This is a genomic window from Siphonobacter sp., from assembly GCF_048595215.1.
GTDB lineage: Bacteria > Bacteroidota > Bacteroidia > Cytophagales > Spirosomataceae > Siphonobacter.
This window is the reverse complement of record NZ_JBMDWJ010000185.1, coordinates 1-23,654: the sequence shown is the minus strand read 5'-3', so window position 1 is coordinate 23,654 and position 23,654 is coordinate 1. Positions and strand designations below refer to the sequence as shown.

At 45.8% G+C, this 23,654-nt stretch carries 23 protein-coding genes and 4 tRNA genes; all 27 read left to right on the top strand.

The features are described 5' to 3' along the window. The first annotated feature begins 8 nt into the window (after positions 1 to 8). On the top strand, positions 9 to 434 hold the full coding sequence (locus tag ACOJTG_RS11000; RefSeq protein ID WP_420153848.1) for a Fur family transcriptional regulator: 426 nt from the start codon (positions 9 to 11) through the stop codon (positions 432 to 434). Between the two features lie 368 nt (positions 435 to 802). Next, the gene (locus ACOJTG_RS10995; protein WP_420153847.1) at positions 803 to 2,032 is read left to right on the top strand and encodes a cytochrome c3 family protein; all 1,230 of its coding nucleotides are present in this window, start codon (positions 803 to 805) and stop codon (positions 2,030 to 2,032) included. 58 nt (positions 2,033 to 2,090) lie between these two features. Further along, complete coding sequence (locus tag ACOJTG_RS10990) at positions 2,091 to 5,159, top strand: TAT-variant-translocated molybdopterin oxidoreductase (RefSeq protein ID WP_420153846.1); 3,069 nt, start codon at positions 2,091 to 2,093, stop codon at positions 5,157 to 5,159. 82 nt (positions 5,160 to 5,241) lie between these two features. Beyond that, positions 5,242 to 6,654, top strand: coding sequence for an NrfD/PsrC family molybdoenzyme membrane anchor subunit (nrfD, locus tag ACOJTG_RS10985; RefSeq protein WP_420153845.1), 1,413 nt, complete (start codon positions 5,242 to 5,244; stop codon positions 6,652 to 6,654). 31 nt (positions 6,655 to 6,685) lie between these two features. Then, positions 6,686 to 7,225, top strand: a complete 540-nt coding sequence (locus ACOJTG_RS10980) for a DUF3341 domain-containing protein (RefSeq protein ID WP_420153844.1) — start codon at positions 6,686 to 6,688, stop codon at positions 7,223 to 7,225. Positions 7,226 to 7,292: 67 nt separating this feature from the next. Next, the gene (locus ACOJTG_RS10975) at positions 7,293 to 7,919 is read left to right on the top strand and encodes a c-type cytochrome (RefSeq protein WP_104715750.1); all 627 of its coding nucleotides are present in this window, start codon (positions 7,293 to 7,295) and stop codon (positions 7,917 to 7,919) included. Between the two features lie 79 nt (positions 7,920 to 7,998). Further along, entirely contained in the window at positions 7,999 to 9,318 is a 1,320-nt protein-coding gene (locus tag ACOJTG_RS10970; RefSeq protein WP_420153843.1) for a quinol:cytochrome C oxidoreductase, read from the top strand. Positions 9,319 to 9,387: 69 nt separating this feature from the next. Next, complete coding sequence (locus ACOJTG_RS10965) at positions 9,388 to 10,518, top strand: cytochrome c oxidase subunit II (RefSeq protein WP_104715748.1); 1,131 nt, start codon at positions 9,388 to 9,390, stop codon at positions 10,516 to 10,518. A 30-nt stretch (positions 10,519 to 10,548) separates the two neighbouring features. Further along, positions 10,549 to 12,444, top strand: coding sequence for a cytochrome c oxidase subunit I (locus ACOJTG_RS10960; RefSeq protein ID WP_420153842.1), 1,896 nt, complete (start codon positions 10,549 to 10,551; stop codon positions 12,442 to 12,444). Between the two features lie 161 nt (positions 12,445 to 12,605). After that, positions 12,606 to 13,619, top strand: coding sequence for a COX15/CtaA family protein (locus ACOJTG_RS10955; RefSeq protein ID WP_420153841.1), 1,014 nt, complete (start codon positions 12,606 to 12,608; stop codon positions 13,617 to 13,619). Next, entirely contained in the window at positions 13,612 to 14,502 is an 891-nt protein-coding gene (cyoE, locus tag ACOJTG_RS10950) for a heme o synthase (RefSeq protein ID WP_420153840.1), read from the top strand. Before ACOJTG_RS10955 ends, cyoE begins: the two co-directional genes overlap by 8 nt. A gap of 37 nt (positions 14,503 to 14,539) precedes the next feature. Further along, positions 14,540 to 15,133 (top strand): cytochrome c oxidase subunit 3, encoded by a 594-nt coding sequence (locus tag ACOJTG_RS10945; protein WP_104715744.1) that lies wholly within the window; start codon positions 14,540 to 14,542, stop codon positions 15,131 to 15,133. Between the two features lie 74 nt (positions 15,134 to 15,207). Beyond that, entirely contained in the window at positions 15,208 to 15,969 is a 762-nt protein-coding gene (locus tag ACOJTG_RS10940) for a cytochrome c oxidase subunit 3 (protein WP_165796109.1), read from the top strand. A 12-nt stretch (positions 15,970 to 15,981) separates the two neighbouring features. Then, a complete protein-coding gene (locus ACOJTG_RS10935; RefSeq protein ID WP_104715743.1) occupies positions 15,982 to 16,314 on the top strand; it encodes a cytochrome C oxidase subunit IV family protein in 333 nt (110 codons plus the stop codon). A 56-nt stretch (positions 16,315 to 16,370) separates the two neighbouring features. Next, a complete protein-coding gene (locus tag ACOJTG_RS10930; protein WP_420153839.1) occupies positions 16,371 to 17,087 on the top strand; it encodes an SCO family protein in 717 nt (238 codons plus the stop codon). Further along, positions 17,084 to 17,635 (top strand): DUF420 domain-containing protein, encoded by a 552-nt coding sequence (locus ACOJTG_RS10925; RefSeq protein ID WP_420153838.1) that lies wholly within the window; start codon positions 17,084 to 17,086, stop codon positions 17,633 to 17,635. Before ACOJTG_RS10930 ends, ACOJTG_RS10925 begins: the two co-directional genes overlap by 4 nt. 14 nt (positions 17,636 to 17,649) lie before the next feature. Next, a complete protein-coding gene (locus ACOJTG_RS10920) occupies positions 17,650 to 17,919 on the top strand; it encodes a hypothetical protein (RefSeq protein WP_420153837.1) in 270 nt (89 codons plus the stop codon). A 164-nt stretch (positions 17,920 to 18,083) separates the two neighbouring features. Then, positions 18,084 to 18,650 (top strand): RNA polymerase sigma factor, encoded by a 567-nt coding sequence (locus tag ACOJTG_RS10915; RefSeq protein ID WP_420153836.1) that lies wholly within the window; start codon positions 18,084 to 18,086, stop codon positions 18,648 to 18,650. 4 nt (positions 18,651 to 18,654) lie between these two features. Further along, complete coding sequence (locus tag ACOJTG_RS10910) at positions 18,655 to 19,434, top strand: hypothetical protein (RefSeq protein ID WP_420153835.1); 780 nt, start codon at positions 18,655 to 18,657, stop codon at positions 19,432 to 19,434. 53 nt (positions 19,435 to 19,487) lie between these two features. Next, positions 19,488 to 20,468, top strand: a complete 981-nt coding sequence (locus tag ACOJTG_RS10905; RefSeq protein ID WP_420153834.1) for an outer membrane beta-barrel protein — start codon at positions 19,488 to 19,490, stop codon at positions 20,466 to 20,468. Positions 20,469 to 20,734: 266 nt separating this feature from the next. Next, a tRNA-Tyr gene (locus ACOJTG_RS10900) sits at positions 20,735 to 20,817 on the top strand. 50 nt (positions 20,818 to 20,867) lie between these two features. Next, positions 20,868 to 20,940 (top strand) — tRNA-Gly (locus ACOJTG_RS10895). 144 nt (positions 20,941 to 21,084) lie between these two features. Next, positions 21,085 to 21,156 (top strand) — tRNA-Thr (locus ACOJTG_RS10890). Positions 21,157 to 21,321: 165 nt separating this feature from the next. Beyond that, entirely contained in the window at positions 21,322 to 22,506 is a 1,185-nt protein-coding gene (gene tuf / locus ACOJTG_RS10885) for an elongation factor Tu (RefSeq protein WP_420153833.1), read from the top strand. Between the two features lie 157 nt (positions 22,507 to 22,663). After that, positions 22,664 to 22,734 (top strand) — tRNA-Trp (locus ACOJTG_RS10880). Between the two features lie 95 nt (positions 22,735 to 22,829). Further along, positions 22,830 to 23,024, top strand: coding sequence for a preprotein translocase subunit SecE (secE, locus tag ACOJTG_RS10875; RefSeq protein ID WP_094815107.1), 195 nt, complete (start codon positions 22,830 to 22,832; stop codon positions 23,022 to 23,024). Positions 23,025 to 23,122: 98 nt separating this feature from the next. Beyond that, positions 23,123 to 23,654 (top strand): transcription termination/antitermination protein NusG (gene nusG, locus ACOJTG_RS10870; protein WP_420153832.1); only part of this gene is annotated, 532 nt, incomplete at its 3' end.

Genomic DNA, 23,654 nt, shown 5'->3' with positions numbered 1-23,654 from the left:
ACATTCGTATGAATAGACTCGTGCCGATTACGCTTAAACAGCATGGCCTTCGCCATACGGAGGCTCGGGAAGAAGTACTGGATTTGTTTTATACTAAGAATTTTGCCCTCTCGCACGGAGGTCTGGAAAACGAATTGCAGGAACGCTTTGATCGGGTAACCATTTACCGAACCCTGAAGACATTTCTGGATAAGGGAATCATTCATAAAGTACTCGATGATGAAGGTACCGTGAAGTATGCCATGTGTCGCTCCGACTGTCAGGCGGAAGATCATGAGCATCATCATGACCACGTGCACTTCAAGTGCCTAGGTTGTGGACAAACGACCTGCCTGGATGAAGTTCGTATTCCGACTTTGGATTTACCCGAAGGATATAAACGTCAGGAAATCAATCTTCTGGTACAGGGTACTTGCCCGGCTTGCAAGTCTTAATTTCTTAAACGGTATACTAAATACTCTCGGTCGAAAGCCGGGAGTATTTGTTTTATTCGGGGAATAAGTTGACTATAAGCTAGAAAATGCTTGATCGAAAGGCTACAAATCTTTGATTATCAGTAACAAAGCTAGAATGGTTTTTTTGAGGCCGAAGCGGAGGAGTAGATAAGAAGAGCGAAAAGAGTGGAAAGTGACGGAAAGGTTTTTAAGATTATTTAGAAAGAATTTAAATAAATATTTTTCTCCTTGTTTTGACGTTCGGGAAAATTCTTGAGTTTGAAGAACAACGATCCGATTGTAGTTTTGTGAGCCCGGAATGGGTCTATACGGGCATCCCGTACTGAAAATAAAAGTTGAAAAGTATTATGATCAAACGAGCACTTAGCTACTTCTTCGGGACCGCAACGGCTATCATCCTGACGATGTGGAGTAGCACGTCCGGCTTTGCACAGGATCCCGCAAAAGGCGAACAGCTCTTCACTAACAACTGTGCCTCCTGTCACAGTGTGGGAGCAGATAAGCTAATCGGCCCTGGTTTAAAAGGTGTCAACGAACGGCATGATGAAGCCTGGTTGATTAAATGGATCAAGAATCCCGCTGGAATGGTGGCCAGTGGTGATGAACAAGCAACGAAGCTTTACGATCAGTACAAGCCTATCATGATGACGGCGTTCGGAAGTCTTTCCGACGACGATATCAAGAGTATTTTGGCTTACGTAGATCAAAAGAACAAAGGTGGTGAAGCAAAAACTGGCGGAACTGGTGATGGTGCTCCGCAACAAGTAGCCCAAAGCGGTGGTGGCGAACAGTCATCCGGTTTCTTTGGCGTGGTACTGGTTGCTCTGCTAGTCGTCATGATTCTGATGCTGATTGCTCTCTTCGGTATTCTGACCGTATTGAGCCGTCTGGCTACCGTAGACCCTTCTTCACCCGAGGCTCAGAAGATTCCTTTCTTCGCTCGTCTGAAAGAAAGCACTGGTAAACTGGGTAACAACCCCGCCTTCCGTACGGGAGCTCTGCTTTTATTCGTCCTTTTAGCGGGTAAAGTAAGCATCGATGGTATGTACGGTATCGGTATTCACCAGGGCTATGCTCCTAAGCAGCCCATCGCGTTTTCGCACAAGTTGCACGCAGGTGAGTACAAGATCGACTGTAACTACTGCCATACTGGCGTTAATAAAGGAAAGCAGGCGAATATTCCTTCCCCGAATATTTGTATGAACTGCCACAACGCCGTTAAAACTTCTTCCCCTGAAATTCAGAAAATTTACCGGGCTATCGAGAAAGATCAACCTATCGAGTGGATTCGCGTGCACAACCTGCCAGATCTGGCCTACTTCAATCACTCCCAACACGTCAACGTGGGCGGTCTGCAATGTCAGCAGTGCCACGGTGAAGTGGAAAAAATGGAAGTGATCGAGCAACGCTCTACGCTGACGATGGGCTGGTGTATCGATTGTCACCGGAAAACCAGTGTGAATGCTAAAGACAACCAGTACTACGACAAACTGGTTGAGATTCACAAAAAAGAAGGTGTGAAAGACATGAAAGTGGCTGACATCGGAGGGCTGGAATGCTCGAAGTGCCACTATTAATATAACAGGGCGGCTTTCTTTGGAAGCCGCCTTTCCCAACACGAGTTTTTCTAAGAGAATGGAAAATACTACGAAGCGATACTGGCGAGGAATAGAGGAGTTACGAAACGATCCCGAGTTCGTAAAAAACGCTCATCGCGAATTTGCTGATTCATCAGACATTACCGACGGAGGAGGAACCTACCGCCGTGACTTCCTAAAAATGTTGGGCTTTGGCGTAGCGGCGGTTTCGCTGGCTGCCTGCGAAGCTCCCGTACGGAAAGTCATTCCTTATTTAAATAAACCTTCAGACGTTGAGCCCGGTATTGCGAACTGGTACGCTTCTTCGTATGTAGATGGGGGTGATTACAGTGCCATCCTGGTAAAAACTCGCGAAGGACGACCCATCAAAATTGAAGGTAACCCCAATTCAAGTGTATCCCAAGGCGGAACCGGTACGCGTGTACAGGCTTCCGTATTGAGTTTATACGACAATGAGAAGCTAAAAGAGGCTCAAAAGGGTGGTAAGAAAATTGAGTGGGACGCTTTGGATAAAGAAGTGGTAGCGGCTTTGGCCTCTGCTCGCAATATCCGGATTGTATCCAACACGATTTTAAGTCCGACTACGAAAGCCGTTATCGAAACGTTCAAGGCGAAATATCCTTCAACAGTACACGTGTCGTATGATCCGAATTCAGCATACGGACTCACGCAGGTACACGGTGGTCAATTACCCGCGTTTGATTTCAGCAAAGCGAAAGTAATCGTAAGCTTAGACGCTGACTTCCTGGGTAGCTGGATTTCTCCGGACGAGTTCTCGAAGCAGTGGGCCGTAGGCCGTCGTCTTTCGTCGGCCCAAAATGGCAACAAGCAAATGTCACGTCACTACGATTTCAGTACGCTGATGACGCTGACGGCTTCCAATGCTGATTACCGTGGACGGGTGAAACCTTCTCAATCCGGATTAGTAGCTTCTACGCTGCTTCGTCTGGTAGGTGGTTCAGCCAGCACGGCCGATGTTAAAATTGAATTCCTTGAAAAAGCAGCGAAAGATCTGAAAGCAGCTGCTCCGGGTACGACCTTGGTTGTATCAGGTTCGAATGATCCGAACGTACAAACAGTAGTAGCTGAAATCAACAAGGTTTTAGGTAACTACGGTACGACGATTGCCGGCACGAGCAACTACAAACAAGGTGACGATGCCGCTTTCAATACGTTCGTGAATGAATTGAAAGGTGGACAGGTTGACGCGGTAATCTTCTACGGTGCCAACCCAGTATACGATAGCCCACGCGGCAAAGAAATCGCCGATGCGCTTTCACGGGCGAAGGTAAGCGTATCGTTTGCGGATCGGGCTGATGAAACGGCTTCCCTGTGTCAGTACGTGGCTCCGGATTCTCATTTCCTCGAATCATGGGGGGATGCGGAACCCAAACCCGGTTTCTACTCGATCATTCAGCCGACGATTTCAACGATCTTCAGTACGCGTCAGGCTCAGTCTTCTTTACTAGCCTGGGCGGGACAAAACGCTGATTACTACGAGTTCTTGACGAAAAACTGGGCGACTAACATCCTGAAAACGGGAAGTAAGGAAGCTTGGAACAAAGCCTTGTACGAAGGGGTATTCGAACCCGCTAAAGGTACAACGGCGGCGGCTCCGGCAGTAACGTCGGACCTGCTGACGGCCTTGGGCAAAATCAGCGGTGCCTACAAAGCTTCTTCGACGGTGATCGAATTCATGCCGTACGAAAAAGTTTCCATGGGTACGGGCTCACAAGCCAACAACCCTTGGTTACAGGAATGTCCGGATCCCGTTTCAAAAGCTACGTGGGATAACTACGCTGCGATTTCGCAGAAAACGGCGGATAAACTGGGTGTAGCTCAGAATGATATGGTAACGCTGGAAATCGCTGGTAAAGAAGCCATCGAACTTCCCGTATTGATCCAACCCGGCCAAACGGTTGATACCGTTGGTATTGCGATTGGATACGGTCGTCAGAAAGCCGGTAAAGCAGCGGATGGTGTTGGTAAAAACATTTATCCCTGGATCAACTCAGCCGGAGCTGAAATTAAAGTAACGCCAACGGGTAAAACCTATAAGTGGGGTATTGCTCAAACGCAGACGCACAACACCGTTATGGCTCGTGAGTCTGTTGTACAGGAAACGGTACTGGCTCAATACCAGGAGAATGTTAAAGCAGGACGGTTCCAACCGAAAATTGCTACCTCTGAAGGAAGCAAAAGTCCTGGCGACATTTCCCTCTGGAATGGTCACGAAAAGCAAAATCACAGCTGGGGAATGGTCATTGACCTGAACCTGTGTACGGGTTGTGGTTCTTGCGTAGTAAGTTGCCAGGCAGAAAACAACGTACCCGTAGTCGGTCGTAAAGAAGTAGTAATGCGTCGTGAAATGCACTGGATTCGCATTGACCGTTACTATTCATCGGTACAACCCACGGAAGATGAAGGCGTATTCCAGGAATTGAAGACGTTGGAATCAGCGGCTGAAAATCCGGAAGTCGTATTCCAGCCCATGTTGTGCCAGCACTGCTCGAATGCTCCCTGCGAAACGGTATGTCCAGTATTGGCTACTACGCACAGCAACGAGGGTCTCAACCAAATGACGTACAACCGTTGTATCGGTACACGTTATTGTGCCAACAACTGTCCGTATAAAGTACGCCGGTTTAACTGGTTCAAATATTTTGACGAAGATCGTTTCCCTTACCACTTCAACAATGACCTGGGTAAAATGGTCATCAACCCTGAAGTTACGGTTCGTAGCCGTGGGGTAATGGAAAAATGTTCTTTCTGCGTACAACGTATCCAAGCTACCAAACTGGCAGCGAAGAAAGAGCGTCGCAGACCTTACGCGAATGAAGTACAAGTAGCTTGTTCGCAATCTTGCCCCACAGGAGCAATTGTTTTTGGTGACATGAACAATCCGGAAAGTAACATTTCTCAACTGCTGGCGGTAGAAAAAGAAGGACGTGCCTTTACCATGCTAGAAGAAATTAACGTATTGCCCCAGATCAGCTATCTGACGAAAGTACGTAACAAAGATTTCGCCGATTCCGTAGCTCCCAACAAAAAAGAGCTCGGTCACGGAGAAGGTCACGAGCATAAAAAAGTAAAAGAACACGCGTAACCGATTTCTCATCCCTTCTGACGAGTTTCGGCCCGTCAGAAGGGATTATATTATTCAATAGAAACTCTGAAAATTTAGAAATATGTCACACGTCAGTGCTGTTGTAAGGCCTCCTTTGGTGACAGGTGGAAAATCCTACCACGACATTACCGAGGACGTATGCCGGCAGGTAGAGGGAAAACCGACTACTTCGTGGAAGATCGTTTTCGCTATTTCCTCGCTGGTTTTAGCCGTGGGTACGGTTTCGGTATTTTGGACTTGGTGGGATGGTTTGGGTAACTGGGGTTTAAATAAAACCGTTGGTTGGGCCTGGGACATTACCAACTTCGTATGGTGGGTAGGTATTGGTCACGCAGGTACGCTGATTTCGGCGATTCTTTTGCTGTTCCGTCAAAAGTGGCGGACGTCCGTTAACCGGGCAGCAGAGGCCATGACGATCTTTGCCGTTATTTGTGCCGCTAGCTTTATCTTAATGCACGCCGGCCGGGCTTGGTTAGCGTACTGGTGTATCCCTATTCCTAATACGTACGGTTCGTTGTGGGTTAACTTTAACTCACCCCTGGTTTGGGACGTATTTGCTATCTCAACGTACTTCTCCGTATCCTGCTTATTCTGGTACGCGGGTTTGATTCCGGATTTAGCAACCATTCGTGACCGTGCCAAGAGCAAAGTTTCTAAATACATCTACGGTCTGCTTTCAATGGGCTGGAATGGAAACACGAAAACTTGGGCTCGTTACGAATACGTATCATTGATCCTGGCTGGTATTTCTACACCGCTGGTACTTTCGGTACACACGATCGTATCTTTTGACTTTGCTACGTCTGTTATTCCAGGCTGGCACACGACGATTTTCCCTCCCTACTTCGTAGCGGGTGCTATCTTCTCAGGTTTTGCCATGGTAAATAACCTGCTGTTGATCGTACGTTGGACCTTTAAACTGCAAGACTACATTACGATTGAGCACATCGAGACGATGAATAAAATCATCACCGTTACGGGTTCTATCGTAGGTATCGCTTACATCACGGAGTTCTTTATTGCAGCGTATTCAGGAGTTAGTTACGAACAATACGCGTTCATTAACCGGGCTACCGGACCTTACTGGTGGGCTTACTGGGCGATGATGACCTGTAACGTAGTTACGCCCCAGCTGTTCTGGATTCGTGGCATCCGTCGTAGCATCACCTGGACGTTTGCTTTAGCCGTAGTCGTAAACATTGGTATGTGGTTTGAGCGTTTCGTAATTATCGTAACGTCTCTGCACCGTGATTATATCCCTTCAAGCTGGGCTATGTTCTCACCGACGCTGATTGACATCGGGGATTACGTGTTCACCTTTGGTCTGTTCTTCGTTCTGTTCCTGTTGTTTGCCAAGTATTTACCCGTTATCAACATGGCGGAAGTAAAAGCAGTAATGAAGAGTTCTTCCGAGCGTTTCCCTTATAAAGTGAAACCTAGCTCGAAAAAACCTGGACAACACGTAACCGAATAAGCTCAATTCAAGGAAAAAGCATTCAATCCTCATGGATACCAACAAGAGATTTTTAGTAGGAGTGTACGATGATGATGACGAGGTGATGGCGGCCGTGAAAACGGTGCGTGCCAGCGGCATCAAGATTCATGACGTATATACTCCATTCCCTGTACACGGCTTGGATAAAGCCATCGGTCATGCCCGTACTCGGATTCCGGTAGTTGCCTTCATGTTCGGTACGCTGGGTTTGATCACCATGTTTGTCTTCACGTACTATACTATGCGTTTAGACTGGCCTATGAACATTGGGGGTAAAGATTTTTACGCTTTGCCAGACTTCATTCCACCGATGTTCGAATTTACGGTATTGTTCACGGCCTTTGGTATGGTATTTACCTTCTTTATTACCAATGGATTGTGGTGGGGTAACAAAGCTGTCATTTTCGATTTGCGTAGTACCGACGATAAGTTCGTTATGGCTATCGATACTGCTTCCAACCAGAAATCAGAAGCGGAGATTGAGAAGGCTCTTCGGGAAACCGGTGCCATTGAAATCAATGTAAAAGAAATTGTTGAGGAAGAAGACTAAGTGAAAGGATAGGGCATCTGTTACCAGATGCCACTCTATCGAGCGTTAATATCAACTTGATTGGACAATGAAAAAATACCTACCGTTTGTGTGGATTGCAGCTTCCCTTGTGGTGGTTTTGCTGGCATCCCTGAAACGTGATCCTCAACACCAGGCCTGGGAATTTGCTCCTAACATGTACTATCCCGTAGGCTATGAGCCCCTGTCACAAATTGATGCTAACCCCATCAACAGTGCTACAGGAAAAGGTAACCTGAACATGCGGGTACCGGTAAAAGGCACTATTCCTCAGCAAAGCTTTACGACTACGCTGGGTGATACGACGGTGTCAGCACTGGAGCGGATGGATCTGATCGCACGGAACGTTCCGGCTGACAGTATTGCCATGTCAGAAGCAGTTCTTTCGAATCCTATTGCGACTACTGACAAATCATTGAAACAAGGCGAGTTACTCTACGGCCGCTACTGTCTGCACTGCCACGGTGGTACGGGTAAAGGCGATGGCTTAGTAGGTAAGAAATATGGCGGGGTACCCGTGTATTCGAGCGACGCTTTGAAAAATCTGAACGACGGACATATCTATCACGTCATTACCTACGGTAAGGGTCGGATGTGGCCTCATGGTTCGCAGGTATCACCTGAAGATCGCTGGAAAATCGTTCAGTACGTGCACAAACTTCAGCAAGAACCCTAATCTATTAAAGAGTTAACTGGAAATCGTTAATGATTTATTGACGATTAGCGAACAACTGATAACGAATAACGAAAGTATAATGGCAGAGCACAATCACCATTTTGATCCAGCGGAGATGGAAGAATGGTATGACTTTACCTCCTCTTCAAAGCGTAAGCTGATTATCGGTATGCTGGCAGGTCTGGCTACTCTTTTGATTGGTGCGTTTTTATTATCCAAAGGTTGGGGAATCGGACTTAATCACGTACATGAGCATGCCGAACATGCAGCTCATGGGCACGAAGCTCATCACGGTTTACCCGCGTGGGCAAAGCGTGTAGTGGCTAACCTTTGGATGAACGCAGAATTCTTTACCGGTATTTCAGTAATCGGTATGTTCTTCGTAGCCATTCAATATTTATCCTGGGCGGGCTGGTCCTCCATCATTAAACGAATTCCTGAAGCATTTCCGGCATTCCTTCCCTTCTCAGGAGCGATCATGATCGCTCTGTATTTAGTGTTTGGTCATGAAATTTTCCACTGGCGTCATGAAGGCATCATGGATCCCGAAAGCGAGCATTACGATGCGATCATTGCAGGCAAAAGCTGGTATTTGAACAATGCATTCTTCTTGATCCGTACGGTTCTTTACCTGGGTTCCTGGTATGTGTTATGGATGTACCTGCGTAACCTGTCTAAGCAGGAAGACGCGATTGGTGGTACGGAATGGTGGTATAAAATGAAGTACCTATCCCGGATCTTTATTCTGGTATTTGCCGTAACGTCCTCTACAAGTGCCTGGGACTGGGCCATGTCTATTGACACGCACTGGTTCTCCACCATGTTTGGCTGGTATCACTTTGCTTCTTGGCACGTAACGGGTCTAGCCGTTACTACGCTGACGGTCATTACTCTGAAAGAAAAAGGTTATTTGCCCGCAGTAAATGAAAACCACTTGCACGATCTGGGTAAATTTATGTTTGCCTTCTCTATTTTCTGGACCTATGTATGGTTTGCTCAGTTCCTGCTGATCTACTATGCCAACCTTCCCGAAGAGACAATTTATTACAGAGAGCGTTTTAGCGGTTACGGTGGCATCTACAAAGCTCCCTTCTTCATTAACTTGTTCATGGGCTTCTTGGTACCCTTCTTGTGGTTCATGACGCGTGATGCAAAACGGAATTTCGTATTCCTGAAAGTAGGATCTTTTGCCATCATCATTGCTCACTATTTCGACTTCTATCAAATGATGATGCCGGGTCTGGTAGGAGCAAACGGAGGATTTGGTTTGATTGAGTGGGGTACGACGTTGTTCTTTGCCAGTGCCTTTATTTATGTAATATCGGCTCAGTTAACGAAAGCTTCGTTGGTAGCTAAAAACCACCCCATGCTGGAAGAAGCCGTTCATCACGATATTTAGTAGTCGTACCGAACGTTGCATTTATCCTAGGTGTTCTGAAATAGAAAAGTATCAAAAACAAAGATTGTCATGGTTTATATCGTTGGTTTGCTGGCGGCCGTTCTGTTGGTACTTACTTTGGTAGTACTCAATCGGATGTCCGTATTCACCAAAGGTTTTGCTTCGCCTTCGGCTAGCAATGAACCGGGATTAGCAAACAAAATCAATGCGGCCCTGTTGCCGATTGTGTTCGTGTTGGGTAGCATTGCAGGGGTATGGTCTTTTATGGAAGCGGCTCCTAAATTTCTGCCCGATCCCTCGTCGACTCATGGTAAAGAGATCGATACGATGTTCTGGTGGTTCATGGGAATCGTTACCACCGCTTTCTTTTTAACGAGCGTATTATTATTTGCATTTTCATTCAAGTATCAGTACGATCCGAAACGTCGGGCTACGTTCTATCCGGTGAATCACCGCTTGGAGCTGGCTTGGACGGTAATTCCGGCTATCATCATGGCAATCATGGTATTCATGGGCTGGCGAGTTTGGCGGGATATTACTACGGAAGCTCCCGCGGATGCGTATGTGATTGAAGTAACGGGCAAGCAGTTTAACTGGATTGCTCGTTATCCCGGTGTAGATGACAATAAGTTAGGTAGCTACAACTACAAACTGATTGATGCGACGAATGAAGTAGGTATTGATCTTTCTGATGAAGCAGCCTTTGATGACGTAATCAGCAATACTTTGTATCTTCCTAAAGGAGTGCCGGTATTATTGAAAATTCGTGCTCGTGATGTACTCCACAGCGTATTCCTTCCTCACTTACGTGTGAAAATGGATGCGGTACCAGGTATGCCTACCAAATTCTGGTTTACGGCAACGAAAACAACGGATGAGATGAAAGCCGAGACGAACGATCCTAAATTCGAGTATCGTCTCAACTGTACGGAGATTTGTGGCCAAGGTCACTTCTCTATGAAAATGAACGTAGTAGTATTAGAGGAAGACGACTTTAAAGCTTGGTTGAAAACCCAGAAATCTTTCCTGGCTACCAACACTAGCTATTTGGATCGTGTACCGGCTCGTTTGAAAGCAAAAGCAATGAAGTATACGGAGTCGGCTGAAGAAGCTCCCGCGGGTGAGTCTGCCCCTGAAGGAGAAGCAGCTCCGGCTGATAGTACGGCCGCTGCTTCGGGTGCTACTGCTTCCCTACGTTAATTTTGCATCTTAAAAACTAAAAAAGAAGATATGGCACTGACTCACGACGATCATCACGACGTTCATGACGTTCATGAGCACGAGCATGAGCATCACGAGCAAAATTTCATCCAGAAGTACGTCTTCTCGGAAGACCATAAAATGATTGCCAAACAATATCTGGTAACGGGTATTATCTGGGCTTTCATTGGTGGATTGCTTTCCATTCTGTTCCGTCTTCAGTTAGGTTTTCCTGATTTGAAACTGGATGGACTGCGGTGGCTTTTAGGCAACTGGATAAATGCAGAAGGAAAACTGGAAACGGAATTCTATCTGGCTTTAGTTACGATGCACGGTACCATCATGGTATTCTTCGTACTGACGGCAGGTTTGAGCGGTACGTTCTCGAACTTCTTGATTCCTTTACAAATTGGAGCACGTGACATGGCTTCTGGATTCCTGAACATGCTTTCGTTCTGGTTCTTCCTGGTCGCTGGTTTGATCATGTTTACTTCCCTGTTCATTTCAACGGGACCTGCCGCAGGGGGTTGGGTAATTTATCCGCCTTTGTCAGCTATCCCAACGGCCTCTAATGGCTCAGGATTGGGTATGACGCTTTGGTTGATTTCGATGGCTTTGTTCATTGTGTCTCAGTTAATGGGAGGTTTGAACTACATTACCACGATCATTAACCTGCGTACGCGTGGTATGTCTTTTAGCAAGCTTCCGCTGACGATCTGGTCATTCTTCCTGACCGCAGTACTGGGTCTGCTTTCATTCCCCGTTTTGTTAGCTGCTGCTCTGTTATTGATTTTTGACCGTAGTTTCGGTACGAGCTTCTACATCTCTGAAATCTACATCGGTGGTGAAGCTTTGCCTCAGCAAGGTGGATCAGCGATTCTGTTCCAGCACTTATTCTGGTTCCTGGGTCACCCCGAGGTATACATCGTATTATTGCCAGCATTGGGTATTACTTCTGAAGTTATTGCTACGAACTCTCGTAAGCCTATCTTTGGTTACCGTGCCATGATTGGTTCGATGTTAGGTATTACCTTACTGGCTTTTATTGTATGGGCTCACCACATGTTCGTATCAGGTATGAACCCCTTCCTGGGTTCCGTATTTATGTTCCTGACACTGATCATTGCGGTACCCTCTGCTGTAAAAGCCTTTAACTATATCACTACGCTCTGGAAAGGTAACATCGTCTTCACACCGGCTATGTTGTTCTCCATCGGTCTGGTATCGCTTTTCGTAGCGGGTGGGGTTACAGGTATTATCCTGGGTAACGCTGCTTTAGATATCCAATTACACGATACGTACTTTGTAGTGGCTCACTTCCACTTAGTAATGGGTTCTGCCTCCTTCTTCGGACTGATGGCTGGGGTATACCACTGGTTCCCTAAAATGTATGGTCGTATGATGAATGATACGCTGGGTTACATTCACTTCTGGCTTACATTCATTGGTGTATTCTGCGTGTTTTTCCCGATGCACTACATTGGTATCGCTGGTTTCCCCCGTCGTTACTACTCGTTCTCAACGTACGATCTGACGAACTCATTCGCTGATTTGAACATGTTCATCAGTGTAGCCGCTATCGTTACATTTACTGCCCAGGGTCTATTTGCCTGGAACTTCTTCTACTCTATTTTCAAGGGTAAGAAGTCCGTACAGAACCCCTGGCGTTCGAACACGATCGAATGGACGGCTCCTGTAGTACCGGGTCACGGTAACTGGGAAGGACCTATTCCTGCCGTATACCGTTGGCCTTACGATTACTCGAAGCCAGGTGCAGTAGAAGACTACATTCCTCAAACGGTACCTTTCTCTTCAACGCCCGAGTCTAACCTACCGGAAGAAACGGAGCAAATTGCTTTAGAGAAAGCTATTGAAGAATTACATGTCTTCCAGAAAGAAGTGTCTGCCAAATCAGGTGGTCATTAATTCGGTAGCTGACCAAATGCATAAAAAAGAAAGGGCTCTGGAAGGAGCCCTTTCTTTTTTATGCGTTCTACCATTCAAGCCAATCAACGGATTGAAATCTTTTTATCGGGGGAATAATTTCGATTGTATCTTTGTTGCCTAGTAGAAGCAAGCGTGCCGCTATGAACTTTAGAAAATTAGGCATTGCTACGATTGTTGTTGTATACTTAGTAGTCGTAGCAGGTGGCGTGGTGCGAAGTACGGGAGCGGGTATGGGTTGTCCCGACTGGCCCCGATGTTTCGGAACTTGGGTACCACCTACGGATATCTCTCAATTACCCGCAAATTATCAGGAAATCTTTGGTGCCAAACTCAAAGGGGAGGTGCTGTTTAATCCAGTGAAAACCTGGACTGAATACATCAACCGACTCGTAGGCGTATTAGCGGGCCTTTTTGTATTTGCTACGCTATTGACGTCACTCAAATACTGGAACAAGGACCGTTCGTTATTCTGGCTTTCGCTGGTGAGCTTTTTATTAATGGGTTTTCAAGGCTGGTTAGGAGCCAAAGTGGTTTCCACCGAATTAAAGCCGTTGATCATTACGCTCCATATGCTCGTGGCAATCGTCATTATTTTCGTATTGATTTACGCGGTAGCCAGAGCCTATTCGCGGGTAACGCAAGTAGAGAAGGTACAGAACAAACCCTTACTGAACCGAGTACTGGCTTGGGCTATTGCTCTTTCGGTAGTTCAGGTAATGATGGGCACACAAGTACGGGAAGCGATTGATGAAGTCATCTTCCAAATTGGTTACGAGAATCGTAGCCAATGGATCGAGCAGGCTAGTCAATCCGGGATCTGGTTTTACGTACACCGGTCTTTTTCATTAATTGTTCTTTTCGTCCATGGTTGGTTTATCAAAGCCCTGTGGCAGTCTACCCGTCAGGACGGCTTATTAAAGTCGTACGCTAAAGCGATGTTGGCTTTAGTAATGATTGAGATTCTGACGGGCATAGGGATGGCGTACTTCTCCATTCCTGCTTACTTACAGCCCGTACACCTTACGCTGGCCTTAGTTATGCTAGGCGTACAATTTGTAGCTTATTTACTATTGAATGCCGAACGTGTGTTCGGTACCATTAAAGTGGCATCGACTGATCCCTATTCAGCGGCCTTAGGAACGAGCAATGTCTGAAGTAAAAACGAGTGTATTAGAACTTACCTGGCAGGAAAAAGCGAAAGCATATGTTGAATTACTCAAGCACCGCCTGAGTAGCTTTGTTGCTTTGTCCGGAGCCTTTGGTTATTATTTGGCTGTCAAAGAAGTCGACTGGACGAAACTGATTCTCATCACAATCGCCGGATTCTTCATTACCGCAGCTTCGAACATCATCAATCAAATTTACGAGAAAGACAGCGATGCGTTAATGAAACGTACCCGTAATCGGCCTTTACCTTCGGGACGATTGACGGTACGTGAGGCAACGATCTACTGTTTGTTGCTGACCGTATTCAGTCTTTTTCTATTCGTCCATTTCTTCAATTTCCGTTCGGCTATTGTAGCCATTCTTTCGGTCATCTTATACGGTTTCGTCTATACGCCATTAAAGCGTTCAGGACCCATTGCCGTATTCGTTGGAGCCATTCCCGGAGCTTTACCTCCCATGATTGGCTGGGTAGCCGCTACGAATCAATTTGGATGGGAACCAGGTGTACTGTTTGCTATTCAGTTTTTCTGGCAGTTTCCGCATTTCTGGGCATTAGCCTGGATGATCGATGAAGATTACAAACAGGCGGGAATTCAGTTATTACCCTACAAAGGAGACAAAGGAGCCAAAACGGCCCGTGCGATCATTGGCTATACGTTGTTTCTCGTACCGCTAGGCTGGATTCCTTATGAATTAGGAATTACGGGTATCGCTTCCGCCATCATCGCTACTATTGGTGGGCTTCTTTTCTTAGGCCATGCCTTTTACTTAAAGCGAGAAATTAGTGATGCCGCCGCTCGTCGCTTGTTTTTTGTTTCCATTACCTATCTGCCGATTCTCCAAATCGTGTTTTTATTGGATAAAGCTTAACGTAGCTTTTTAACGTAATCGCAGCATTTACATCGTCATGAATACTGAAATAACATCTGCTCCAAGTTTGATGGAAGAAGCCAAACCCACCTTTTCGTTCCATCCTAAAAAATTTATGCTCTGGCTTACCATAGCCGCCATCACCATGTCCTTTGCGGGCTGGACGAGTGCGTATTTGGTACGTCGGGCAGAAGGCAACTGGCTTGAGTTTGAAATACCAATGATTTTCTGGTATAGTACTGGCGTTCTGCTGGTCAGCAGTCTTTTTATGCATTTATCGGTGCGAGCTGCAAAAAAAGACCAATTTGGCCAACTCAAAACAGCGATTTCGATTACTTTTGCACTCGGCTTGGTGTTTCTGTATCTGCAAGTAGAAGGTTTCTACGAGTTAGTTCATCAGAAATTATTCCTGGTTGGCAATCCAGCCGTTTCTTTTTTTGACGTATTGATTTTCATTCACGGCCTGCACATCATTAGTGGTCTGATTGTTTTAATCTTTGCTTTTGTGGCAGCCTGGCGAATGCAAATCCACGCCAAGAAAAGAGACCGTATTGAGATGGCAGCAATGTATTGGCACTTTTTAGATGCTTTATGGCTGTACCTTTTTATCTTTTTGCTGAATTTCCGCTAGTAAAAAAGCCACGATATTACGCCTCTCAACGGAGCGAAAAACGAAATTATTAACTGTAAACTGAATTAGCGTACATGGCAACACACGCTGCTGCTGAACCGAAACAACTATGGCTGGGCGGTGCCGAACCGATGAAAGCCAGCTATGGTAAACTGATGATGTGGTTGTTCCTCTTATCAGATGCCTTCTCTTTCTCTGGCCTGTTAATTGCATATGGACTGGTGCGTTATGCCCACCCAGCATACGACGGGGATGTTGAAAATTTCGTTTTTTCGAATCAGTACTGGCCGATTCCAGAACGCGTATTTGAAGCGGTTCCTTTCTTCCACGGTTATCAACTACCCCTGGTTTTTGTAGGCTTGATGACCTTCATTTTGATCTTCAGTTCGGTAACGATGGTATTAGCCGTTGAGGCGGGTCACCGGAAAGATAAGGCTGATGTTGAAAAATGGATGCTTTGGACGATCTTGGGTGGTATCACTTTCTTGGGCTCACAAGCTTGGGAATGGGGTCACTTCATTACGGGTACGGATAAACCTACTATCTTAACGGATGTAATCAACGGTGTACAGGTAACGAAAGAAGTATTCGGAGCCAACCTGCACGTGAACCAGTATGGTCCGCAGCCCTTTGCTGATTTCTTCTTCTTTATTACGGGTTTCCATGGTACGCACGTAACTTCCGGCGTTATTCTAAACATCATCGTTTTCTTCAACGTTTGTATGGGTCTTTACGAACGTCGCGGACATTATGAGATGGTTGAGAAAGTTGGTTTGTACTGGCACTTTGTGGATCTGGTCTGGGTCTTTGTATTTACATTTTTTTACCTGGTATAATCGAAAAGAAATATGGCATCGGAATACACTGAATATGTAGAGAAGAACGGTAAGATGGTAGCCAAACCGCAAACCAAGAAGATTTGGCGTACCTTCTGGATTCTATTGATCATCACTGTTCTGGAATTCGTTGTAGCGTTTTCGTTACCCCACCATATGCACCTGCTGAAAGTATCCATCTTCGTGGGTATGACCATTGTGAAGGCTGCCTACATCATGGGTGAATTCATGCACTTGTCAGGTGAAACTAAGAGTTTATTCTGGACCATTATTGTCCCTCTTGTTTTCATTGCGTGGTTAGTACTGGCTCTGCTGATGGAAGGTGGTTTTATCTCTTCTTACTAAGCGTTCGGTCTAGAACGAATCAGAAGCGTACATTCGCTTCATGAGGAGCAATAGCTATGTGGAATATTAAAAAAGCCGGAATCCTAATCTTGATGTTAGTGATTCCGGTTTTATTCTTTTTGTGGATTCGTTTCGGTGGTGTCAATCATTATTCGCTGCCCCGTTATTTTCCGCTACGGGATACCCTAACCAATCAGGTAGTCATCAAAAAAAATGGCCCGAACCGAGCTTGGTGGGAGCCTGAGCAGGACACGCTTTATCATACGATTCCAGCGTTTCACTTACTGAATCAGGACAGTACTTGGGTAAACGGTGATATTCTGAAAGGGAAAATTGTCGTAGCCGATTTCTTCTTTAGTCGTTGTCCAACGATTTGTCCGAAGATGTCTACGCAATTGAACCGGATTCAGGATATATTCCTCAACAATCCCGATGTATTGATCGTCTCTCATTCCATCGATCCTACGCATGATACGCCCTCGGTGCTTCGTGCGTATGGGAAACGCTACGACGCTGAACCCGGAAAATGGGTTTTTCTAACGGGTGATAAAGCTCAAATTTATCAGTTGGCTATCAAAGGCTATAAACTACCCGTACAGGATGATAAAGCTCAAACGGCGGACGCCTTTACCCATGATAGCAAACTGGTACTGGTAGACAAAGAAGGCGTCATACGAGGCTATTACGATGGTGAGGATAAGGAAGAAATTGATCGCTTAATCCTTGAAGTTAGAGTACTGCTCGATATTTATAAAAAACGAGAATCCAAATGAGTCGATTAACGATACCGCAGGAAAAGCAAAAGAGCTACCTGCGACTCATTCGCATTTTATCGGTGGTTATTCCCCTAGCCGTAGCGGTACTGCTTAATCCGCGTGTGCCGAAGGTACAGATGGGCGAATGGACGAAACTTCTCCCGCATTTGAACGCTTTGATCAACACGGCAACGGCTGTTCTGCTGATCATCGGTTATCTCATGATTAAACGGGGGAATGTCGCAGCTCACCGCCGGGCCATGCAAACGGCTTTCGTACTAGGTTCGCTATTTCTGGTTTCGTACGTTTTATACCATCTTACCAATGAGTCCACTGCTTTTGGAGGAGTAGGGGTAGGCGTGCGAACTTTTTATTATGTCATTCTAGTTAGCCATATTGTATTATCCATCGTGGTGGTACCTTTTGTGCTACTGGCGGTGTATTATGCGTGGAGTAACCAGATTCCCCGGCATAAGCGAATTGTGAAAGTGACGTATCCCGTATGGCTATACGTATCTGTAACGGGCGTGATTGCTTATTTAATGATTAGTCCGTATTACCACTAAAGTTTTCGAGACGAATGAAACGTTTGCTGGCTTCTGGCGTACTGGTACTACTTTCCTGTACCCTTACTTTCGCCCAATGTGCCATGTGCCGGGCTTCTGTAGAAAGTACGTATAATGACGGTCATTACCTGAATGGTTCAGGTTTGAATACCGGAATCTTGTACTTATTAGTAATGCCTTATTTAATTGTGGCTTTGATTGCTTACTTCTGGTACCGTAGTAGCCGAAAGGAATACGCTCAGAAAATAGCTCTTTGGCAACGTATGAAAGGGATTAGTCAGTAGTAGTTAAGTTGTAGTGATTGATTTATTGCCGATAAGTAGCCTCCTAGTTTTTGACTAGGAGGTTTTTATTTTTTCACCTTCCTACAATAAATTTTAAAAGGGCTTGCAACCTTTGCAGACGGCTCTGCATCTACCCAACAGTAAAACCACCCTTATCCCGTCTTGTGAAAATTTTATCTTTATTTCAAACGGAAGAGCAACTGGTGAAAGCCTGTCAGAAGGCTGACCCTAAAGCCCAGCGACGGGTGTACGAAAAGTACTCGGCCCGGATGCTAGCCGTTTGCCGAAGATATTTCAAAGATGAGTACGAAGCGGAAGAATGCATGGTGGAAGGGTTTGTGAAAGTGTTTGAACGCATCAGTCAGTTTAAGCTGGAAGGAAGTTTTGAAGGTTGGATTCGTCGAATTGTTGTCAATGAATGCTTAATGGCATTGCGTTCGAAAAAACAGCTGGGCTGGCAAACGAGTTATGATGAAATCCTGTATGAACCCGATCCGCAGCTTCCTGAAACAGCCTTGGAAGTAGCTGACTTACTCAAATTAATTGATCAGCTGCCTACGGGTTACCGGACGGTATTTAACTTATACGCCATTGATGGGTACAGCCATGAAGAAATTGCTCGTACCTTGCAAATAACCGAGAGTACGTCCAAATCGCAATTACACCGGGCTAGAGCGTTGTTACAACGGCTCATTACCGAAACCGATGCCCGGTTGTCAATAAATTATTAATCGTATGAAAGAACCCAAAGAAAATCATCCGATTGACCACTTGTTCGCCCGGAAATTAAAGGACCACGAGCAAGTACCCCGATCTGAAGCCTGGCATAAGCTAGAGTCGCGGCTGAATAATAGCCATACGCAGCGGAAAGGATTGCCTTTATGGGCTAGGTACTCGGCAGCAGCTTCCGTAGCCGTATTGCTACTAGCGGGATGGTGGATGATTCAACCCTCTACCACCTCTAGCGGGCCGGAGTTAGCCCTAGAAAAACCGCAAGTGATAAAGCCCATTGCTACTCCTGAGCAAAGCCCAGAAGCTGAGATTACTCCCAATCCAGTAGAGACCCCTACGGAACGGGTACCACAGACAGAACTGGCTGCCGCAAAAAAGAAAGAACCGCGAGCGAAAGCAATAGAGCCGAAGCCACGGCCCGTGCCGGTTGAAGACCAGTTAGCCGTTACTACCTCTATAACGAGTCCTACGCCGCAAACGGTAGAGTCTAAGCCGTCCGTAACCGTCTCAACCAGTGCACCGGTAGAAATGGTCGCTCAAGCGGCTACGAAAACCCAGGAAGTAGTGGAGCCGAAAGTTTTTATAGTCAAAGTAACGGAAACCGGTGAAGCGGCCTCGGGAGTAGCCAGTGAGGAAGCCTTGGGTAAACGCACGAAGGGTAAATTCTTCTCTCGTCTGGCTAAAGGCATTAAACACATTCAGGAAGGAGAATGGAAAGAAGTGGGTCTAGACGGAAAAACAATTATGGCCCGAACCGAGGACAATCTTTTTAAAAAGAATTAAGCAACCTTTCATACTGATCGGACATCTGGAAGTTAAATCGTTAGAAATATCTTATGAAACGCATCGTTACCGTTTTGCTGGCCTTTCTAGGAACGCTGGGCATGGCTTCAGCCAGTGATATTGTTCGGGATTCGATTATCGTGGTGATGGGAGACAAGTCCCGCATTATCATCTACGGAGAAAATAAAGAGGAGTTGAAAAAACTGCTTAACTACGATGTAAATCGATTACTAAAGGATGTAGGCGGAAAGATTGACTCTACGTCTGAAGCAGGCACTACCCGCGTAATTTTAGGCGAAGTCGATGGTGACAAGTACCGTAAAAAAGGCCGCGGCACCATTACTATTCAGGATCGCCAGATTACCATTGAAGCCAATGGCGATACAACGTATCAGATCAAACGCGTAAAGCGTACGCGTCCGTGGTGGCAAAACGATCAGGATAACTTCGTAATATCCTTTGGATTAAACGCCTACGGCAAAAAAGAAGACCTCAACTACGATCCTCAGGATTACGATTTACGGCCCCTGGGATCGCGGTTTTTCTCCCTGGGATTCTACCGGAATCCCACGCTGATTAAAGGAGAGGATGTTGCCTTACGGATGCGATTAGGATTTGAGTTTACATGGTACAACTTCATGTTTGAAGGCAATAATGTAGCCAGAAAAGGAGCGGAACGCATTGAATTTACTGAATTCACGGAACCCCTGAAAAAGAGCAAACTGACGGTATGTTACGTGACCGTGCCCGTCATGCCAACCCTTGCCATACGGAAAGGCGTGATTTCGCACATTGGGGCGGGGGGGTACGTAGGCTACCGACTCGATAGTTACACGAAAACCAAGACGCAGAATAATAAAAAAGATCATAATCATGCTGGGTACTGGCTGAATGATTTTCGGTACGGTCTGATGGCGGAAATTGGCTTCCGTAACTCTGTGGATCTGTTTTTCCAGTATGATCTAAACGAACTCTATCAGGAAGCTCGTGGTCCCAAAGTGCAAGCCGTTAGTTTCGGTGTTCGCCTGAATTAGGGTTAACGAATGCGGTAAGAAAGGAGTAGCTGAGGAATTGGCTACTCTTTTTTTATAAAACAGAAATTTTTTTCAATCCCATACAAAGGCTAAAACATTTGACAATGAAAGCATTAGCTAATGGTTAGGTAAGAGAAGAGGCAGCCGACAAGAAATTTTTTTAAGTAGGGTATTGACATGGGCTGAAGATCACTGTACTTTTGCAACTCCAAACCGGAAGGTAAAGGGAAAACGTTCTCTGATACAAGATTAAAGAATTACCATTTGGGGCGATACCAGAGTGGCCAAATGGGGCAGACTGTAAATCTGCTAGCGTATGCTTACGGTGGTTCGAATCCATCTCGCCCCACAATTCATAAGAACCCGTTGGGTCGGGTTCTTATTTTAGTTTAGTCGTATGCGGGCGTAGCTCAGTTGGTAGAGCGGCAGCCTTCCAAGCTGCAGGTCGCGGGTTCGAGCCTCGTCGCCCGCTCAAACATTTGAGCGTTTAGTTTTTAAAATTCTTTCCATCCGGGAAGAATTTTTGTGTAAAGTTTCAGTTACGCTCGTAAGATTTACCCATTACAACGGAGATGTGCCGCTTACTGGTAGATCTCAAACGTAAGTAAATATTATTGCCTTTGTAGCTCAGGGGTAGAGCACTTCCTTGGTAAGGAAGAGGTCAGGGGTTCAAATCCCCTCAAAGGCTCTGAAACTTTCTTTCCGTAGTTTAGGTTGAAAGATCAGGCATTGCGAAATCCCTCTCCGCATAGAGAGGGACTTTTTTCGTAAGGAAAGGTGCAAGTGACTCATTTCGCAAGTACACTTTCATCAATATTAAACCCAATCGCGAAACCGATAATTCTCTTAAAAAATGGCAAAGGAGACTTTTGACCGCTCGAAACCGCACGTCAACATTGGTACAATTGGTCACGTTGACCACGGTAAGACGACTTTGACTGCTGCGATCACTAAAGTTCTTTCTGAGAAAGGTCTGGCCGAGAAGAGAGACTTCTCCCAAATTGACAATGCTCCTGAAGAACGTGAACGTGGTATCACGATCAATACGGCACACGTAGAATACCAAACTGTAAATCGTCACTATGCTCACGTTGACTGCCCTGGTCACGCGGATTATGTGAAGAACATGGTAACGGGTGCTGCTCAAATGGACGGTGCTATCATCGTAGTAGCTGCTACGGATGGTCCGATGCCCCAGACTCGTGAGCACATCCTGCTCGCTCGTCAGGTTGGTGTACCCCAGCTGGTAGTATTCATGAACAAGGTTGACATGGTAGACGATCCAGAATTGCTGGAACTCGTTGAAATGGAAATCCGTGATCTGTTGAGCTTCTACCAATTCGACGGTGATAACATTCCTGTAATCCAAGGTTCTGCCCTGGGTGGTTTGAATGGCGAACCCAAATGGGTTGAAACCATCGAACAACTGATGGACGCAGTAGATAGCTGGATCCCAACGCCTGCTCGTGAAACGGACAAGCCTTTCTTGATGCCGGTTGAGGACGTATTCTCAATCACGGGTCGTGGAACGGTAGCTACCGGTCGTATCGAAACGGGCGTAATCAACTCTGGTGATCCAGTTGAGATCCTGGGTATGGGTGCTGAAAACCTGAAATCTACGGTAACGGGTGTGGAAATGTTCCGCAAAATCCTTGACCGTGGAGAAGCTGGTGACAACGTAGGTCTTTTGCTCCGTGGTGTTGAGAAAACCGATATCCGTCGTGGTATGGTTATCTGTAAGCCTGGTTCAGTGAAGCCTCACAACCACTTCAAAGCTGAGGTGTATATCCTCTCTAAAGAAGAAGGTGGTCGTCACACGCCGTTCTTTAACAAATACCGTCCTCAGTTCTACTTCCGTACCACGGACGTAACGGGCGAGATCATGTTACCTGAGAACGTAGAAATGGTTATGCCTGGTGATAACATCACGATTGATGTAACCCTGATTAACCCCATCGCTATGGATAAAGGTCTGCGTTTCGCAATTCGCGAAGGTGGCCGTACCGTAGGTGCTGGTCAGGTTACTGAAATCCTGTAATTTTAGTATACTTGTAAAGAAAGCGTCTCGTCTCGGGACGCTTTCTTTATTTATAGAGAAAAAGTTTTCAGTTTGCTGGAAAATAATTGCCCAGATAGTTGACGAACTCAAAACAAAACTCTATTTTTGCAGTCCCAAAATAAGAGTACATGCACACACGGGCATAGTATAAGGGTAGTACAGAGGTCTCCAAAACCTTCGGTCTGGGTTCGAATCCTGGTGCCCGTGCAACTAAGTTTCAGGTTTAAAGTTTAAAGTACCCCTTGATGAAACGCTTTTCGTCAGACTTTAAACTTTAAACCTGAAAACTTTAAACTAAACACATGGAAAAGGTAACGTCTTTGTTTAAAGCTTCCTGGGACGAAGTAACGCAGCATATCACCTGGCCTCCGTTCAAAGATCTCCAATCAAGCTCCTGGTTAGTACTAATTGCTTCATTGATCTTCGCGATCGTGGTAGGACTGATGGATGCCGGTTTCCAGAATTTGCTGGATCTTTTCTATAGCCTCTCCAAGTAAGTAACGCGTTTGCGGTTGGCAGTGGTCAGTTTACAGTTGGTACATCCAAGCAGCGTTTACTGAAAACTGAGAATTGGAAACTGAAAACTGAGAAGAATATGAGTAACGTGAATTGGTATGTTTTGCGGGCCGTTTCCGGTCAGGAGAAAAAGGTAAAGTCTTATCTGGAGAATGAAGTAGCCAGACAAGAATTACAAGACTCTGTACCGCAAATTCTGATTCCGTCGGAGAAAATTGTGGAAATGCGGAATGGCAAAAAACGCATCCGTGAAAAAGCGTTTTTCCCCGGTTATATCATGATTTCAGCGGACTTGTCCAATGGAGAAGTAATGCACTTGATTACCAGTATGCCCGGCGTCATTGGGTTTCTGGGTAGCAACGATAAAGATAAGAATTCTAAAATTCCCGTTCCCCTGCGAGCTTCTGAAGTAAAACGAATGCTGGGGCAAGTGGACGAGGTCGTTGAAGAAACTTCTGCTTCATCGGTATCCTTCCTGAAAGGTGAATCGGTGAAAGTAATGGATGGTCCTTTCAGCGGCTTTACAGGAACCATTGAAGAGATCTTCGACGATAAGAAGAAACTTCACGTAACGGTTAAAATCTTCGGCCGTAATACCCCCGTCGAGTTAA

What these genes read in the sequence shown, in the direction of transcription:
- ACOJTG_RS11000 (WP_420153848.1), top strand. Translation starts at nt 9, where the DNA reads ATGAATAGACTCGTGCCGATTACGCTTAAACAGCATGGCCTTCGCCAT.
- ACOJTG_RS10995 (WP_420153847.1), top strand. Translation starts at nt 803, where the DNA reads ATGATCAAACGAGCACTTAGCTACTTCTTCGGGACCGCAACGGCTATC.
- ACOJTG_RS10990 (WP_420153846.1), top strand. Translation starts at nt 2,091, where the DNA reads ATGGAAAATACTACGAAGCGATACTGGCGAGGAATAGAGGAGTTACGA.
- nrfD (WP_420153845.1), top strand. Translation starts at nt 5,242, where the DNA reads ATGTCACACGTCAGTGCTGTTGTAAGGCCTCCTTTGGTGACAGGTGGA.
- ACOJTG_RS10980 (WP_420153844.1), top strand. Translation starts at nt 6,686, where the DNA reads ATGGATACCAACAAGAGATTTTTAGTAGGAGTGTACGATGATGATGAC.
- ACOJTG_RS10975 (WP_104715750.1), top strand. Translation starts at nt 7,293, where the DNA reads ATGAAAAAATACCTACCGTTTGTGTGGATTGCAGCTTCCCTTGTGGTG.
- ACOJTG_RS10970 (WP_420153843.1), top strand. Translation starts at nt 7,999, where the DNA reads ATGGCAGAGCACAATCACCATTTTGATCCAGCGGAGATGGAAGAATGG.
- ACOJTG_RS10965 (WP_104715748.1), top strand. Translation starts at nt 9,388, where the DNA reads ATGGTTTATATCGTTGGTTTGCTGGCGGCCGTTCTGTTGGTACTTACT.
- ACOJTG_RS10960 (WP_420153842.1), top strand. Translation starts at nt 10,549, where the DNA reads ATGGCACTGACTCACGACGATCATCACGACGTTCATGACGTTCATGAG.
- ACOJTG_RS10955 (WP_420153841.1), top strand. Translation starts at nt 12,606, where the DNA reads ATGAACTTTAGAAAATTAGGCATTGCTACGATTGTTGTTGTATACTTA.
- cyoE (WP_420153840.1), top strand. Translation starts at nt 13,612, where the DNA reads ATGTCTGAAGTAAAAACGAGTGTATTAGAACTTACCTGGCAGGAAAAA.
- ACOJTG_RS10945 (WP_104715744.1), top strand. Translation starts at nt 14,540, where the DNA reads ATGAATACTGAAATAACATCTGCTCCAAGTTTGATGGAAGAAGCCAAA.
- ACOJTG_RS10940 (WP_165796109.1), top strand. Translation starts at nt 15,208, where the DNA reads ATGGCAACACACGCTGCTGCTGAACCGAAACAACTATGGCTGGGCGGT.
- ACOJTG_RS10935 (WP_104715743.1), top strand. Translation starts at nt 15,982, where the DNA reads ATGGCATCGGAATACACTGAATATGTAGAGAAGAACGGTAAGATGGTA.
- ACOJTG_RS10930 (WP_420153839.1), top strand. Translation starts at nt 16,371, where the DNA reads ATGTGGAATATTAAAAAAGCCGGAATCCTAATCTTGATGTTAGTGATT.
- ACOJTG_RS10925 (WP_420153838.1), top strand. Translation starts at nt 17,084, where the DNA reads ATGAGTCGATTAACGATACCGCAGGAAAAGCAAAAGAGCTACCTGCGA.
- ACOJTG_RS10920 (WP_420153837.1), top strand. Translation starts at nt 17,650, where the DNA reads ATGAAACGTTTGCTGGCTTCTGGCGTACTGGTACTACTTTCCTGTACC.
- ACOJTG_RS10910 (WP_420153835.1), top strand. Translation starts at nt 18,655, where the DNA reads ATGAAAGAACCCAAAGAAAATCATCCGATTGACCACTTGTTCGCCCGG.
- ACOJTG_RS10905 (WP_420153834.1), top strand. Translation starts at nt 19,488, where the DNA reads ATGAAACGCATCGTTACCGTTTTGCTGGCCTTTCTAGGAACGCTGGGC.
- tuf (WP_420153833.1), top strand. Translation starts at nt 21,322, where the DNA reads ATGGCAAAGGAGACTTTTGACCGCTCGAAACCGCACGTCAACATTGGT.
- secE (WP_094815107.1), top strand. Translation starts at nt 22,830, where the DNA reads ATGGAAAAGGTAACGTCTTTGTTTAAAGCTTCCTGGGACGAAGTAACG.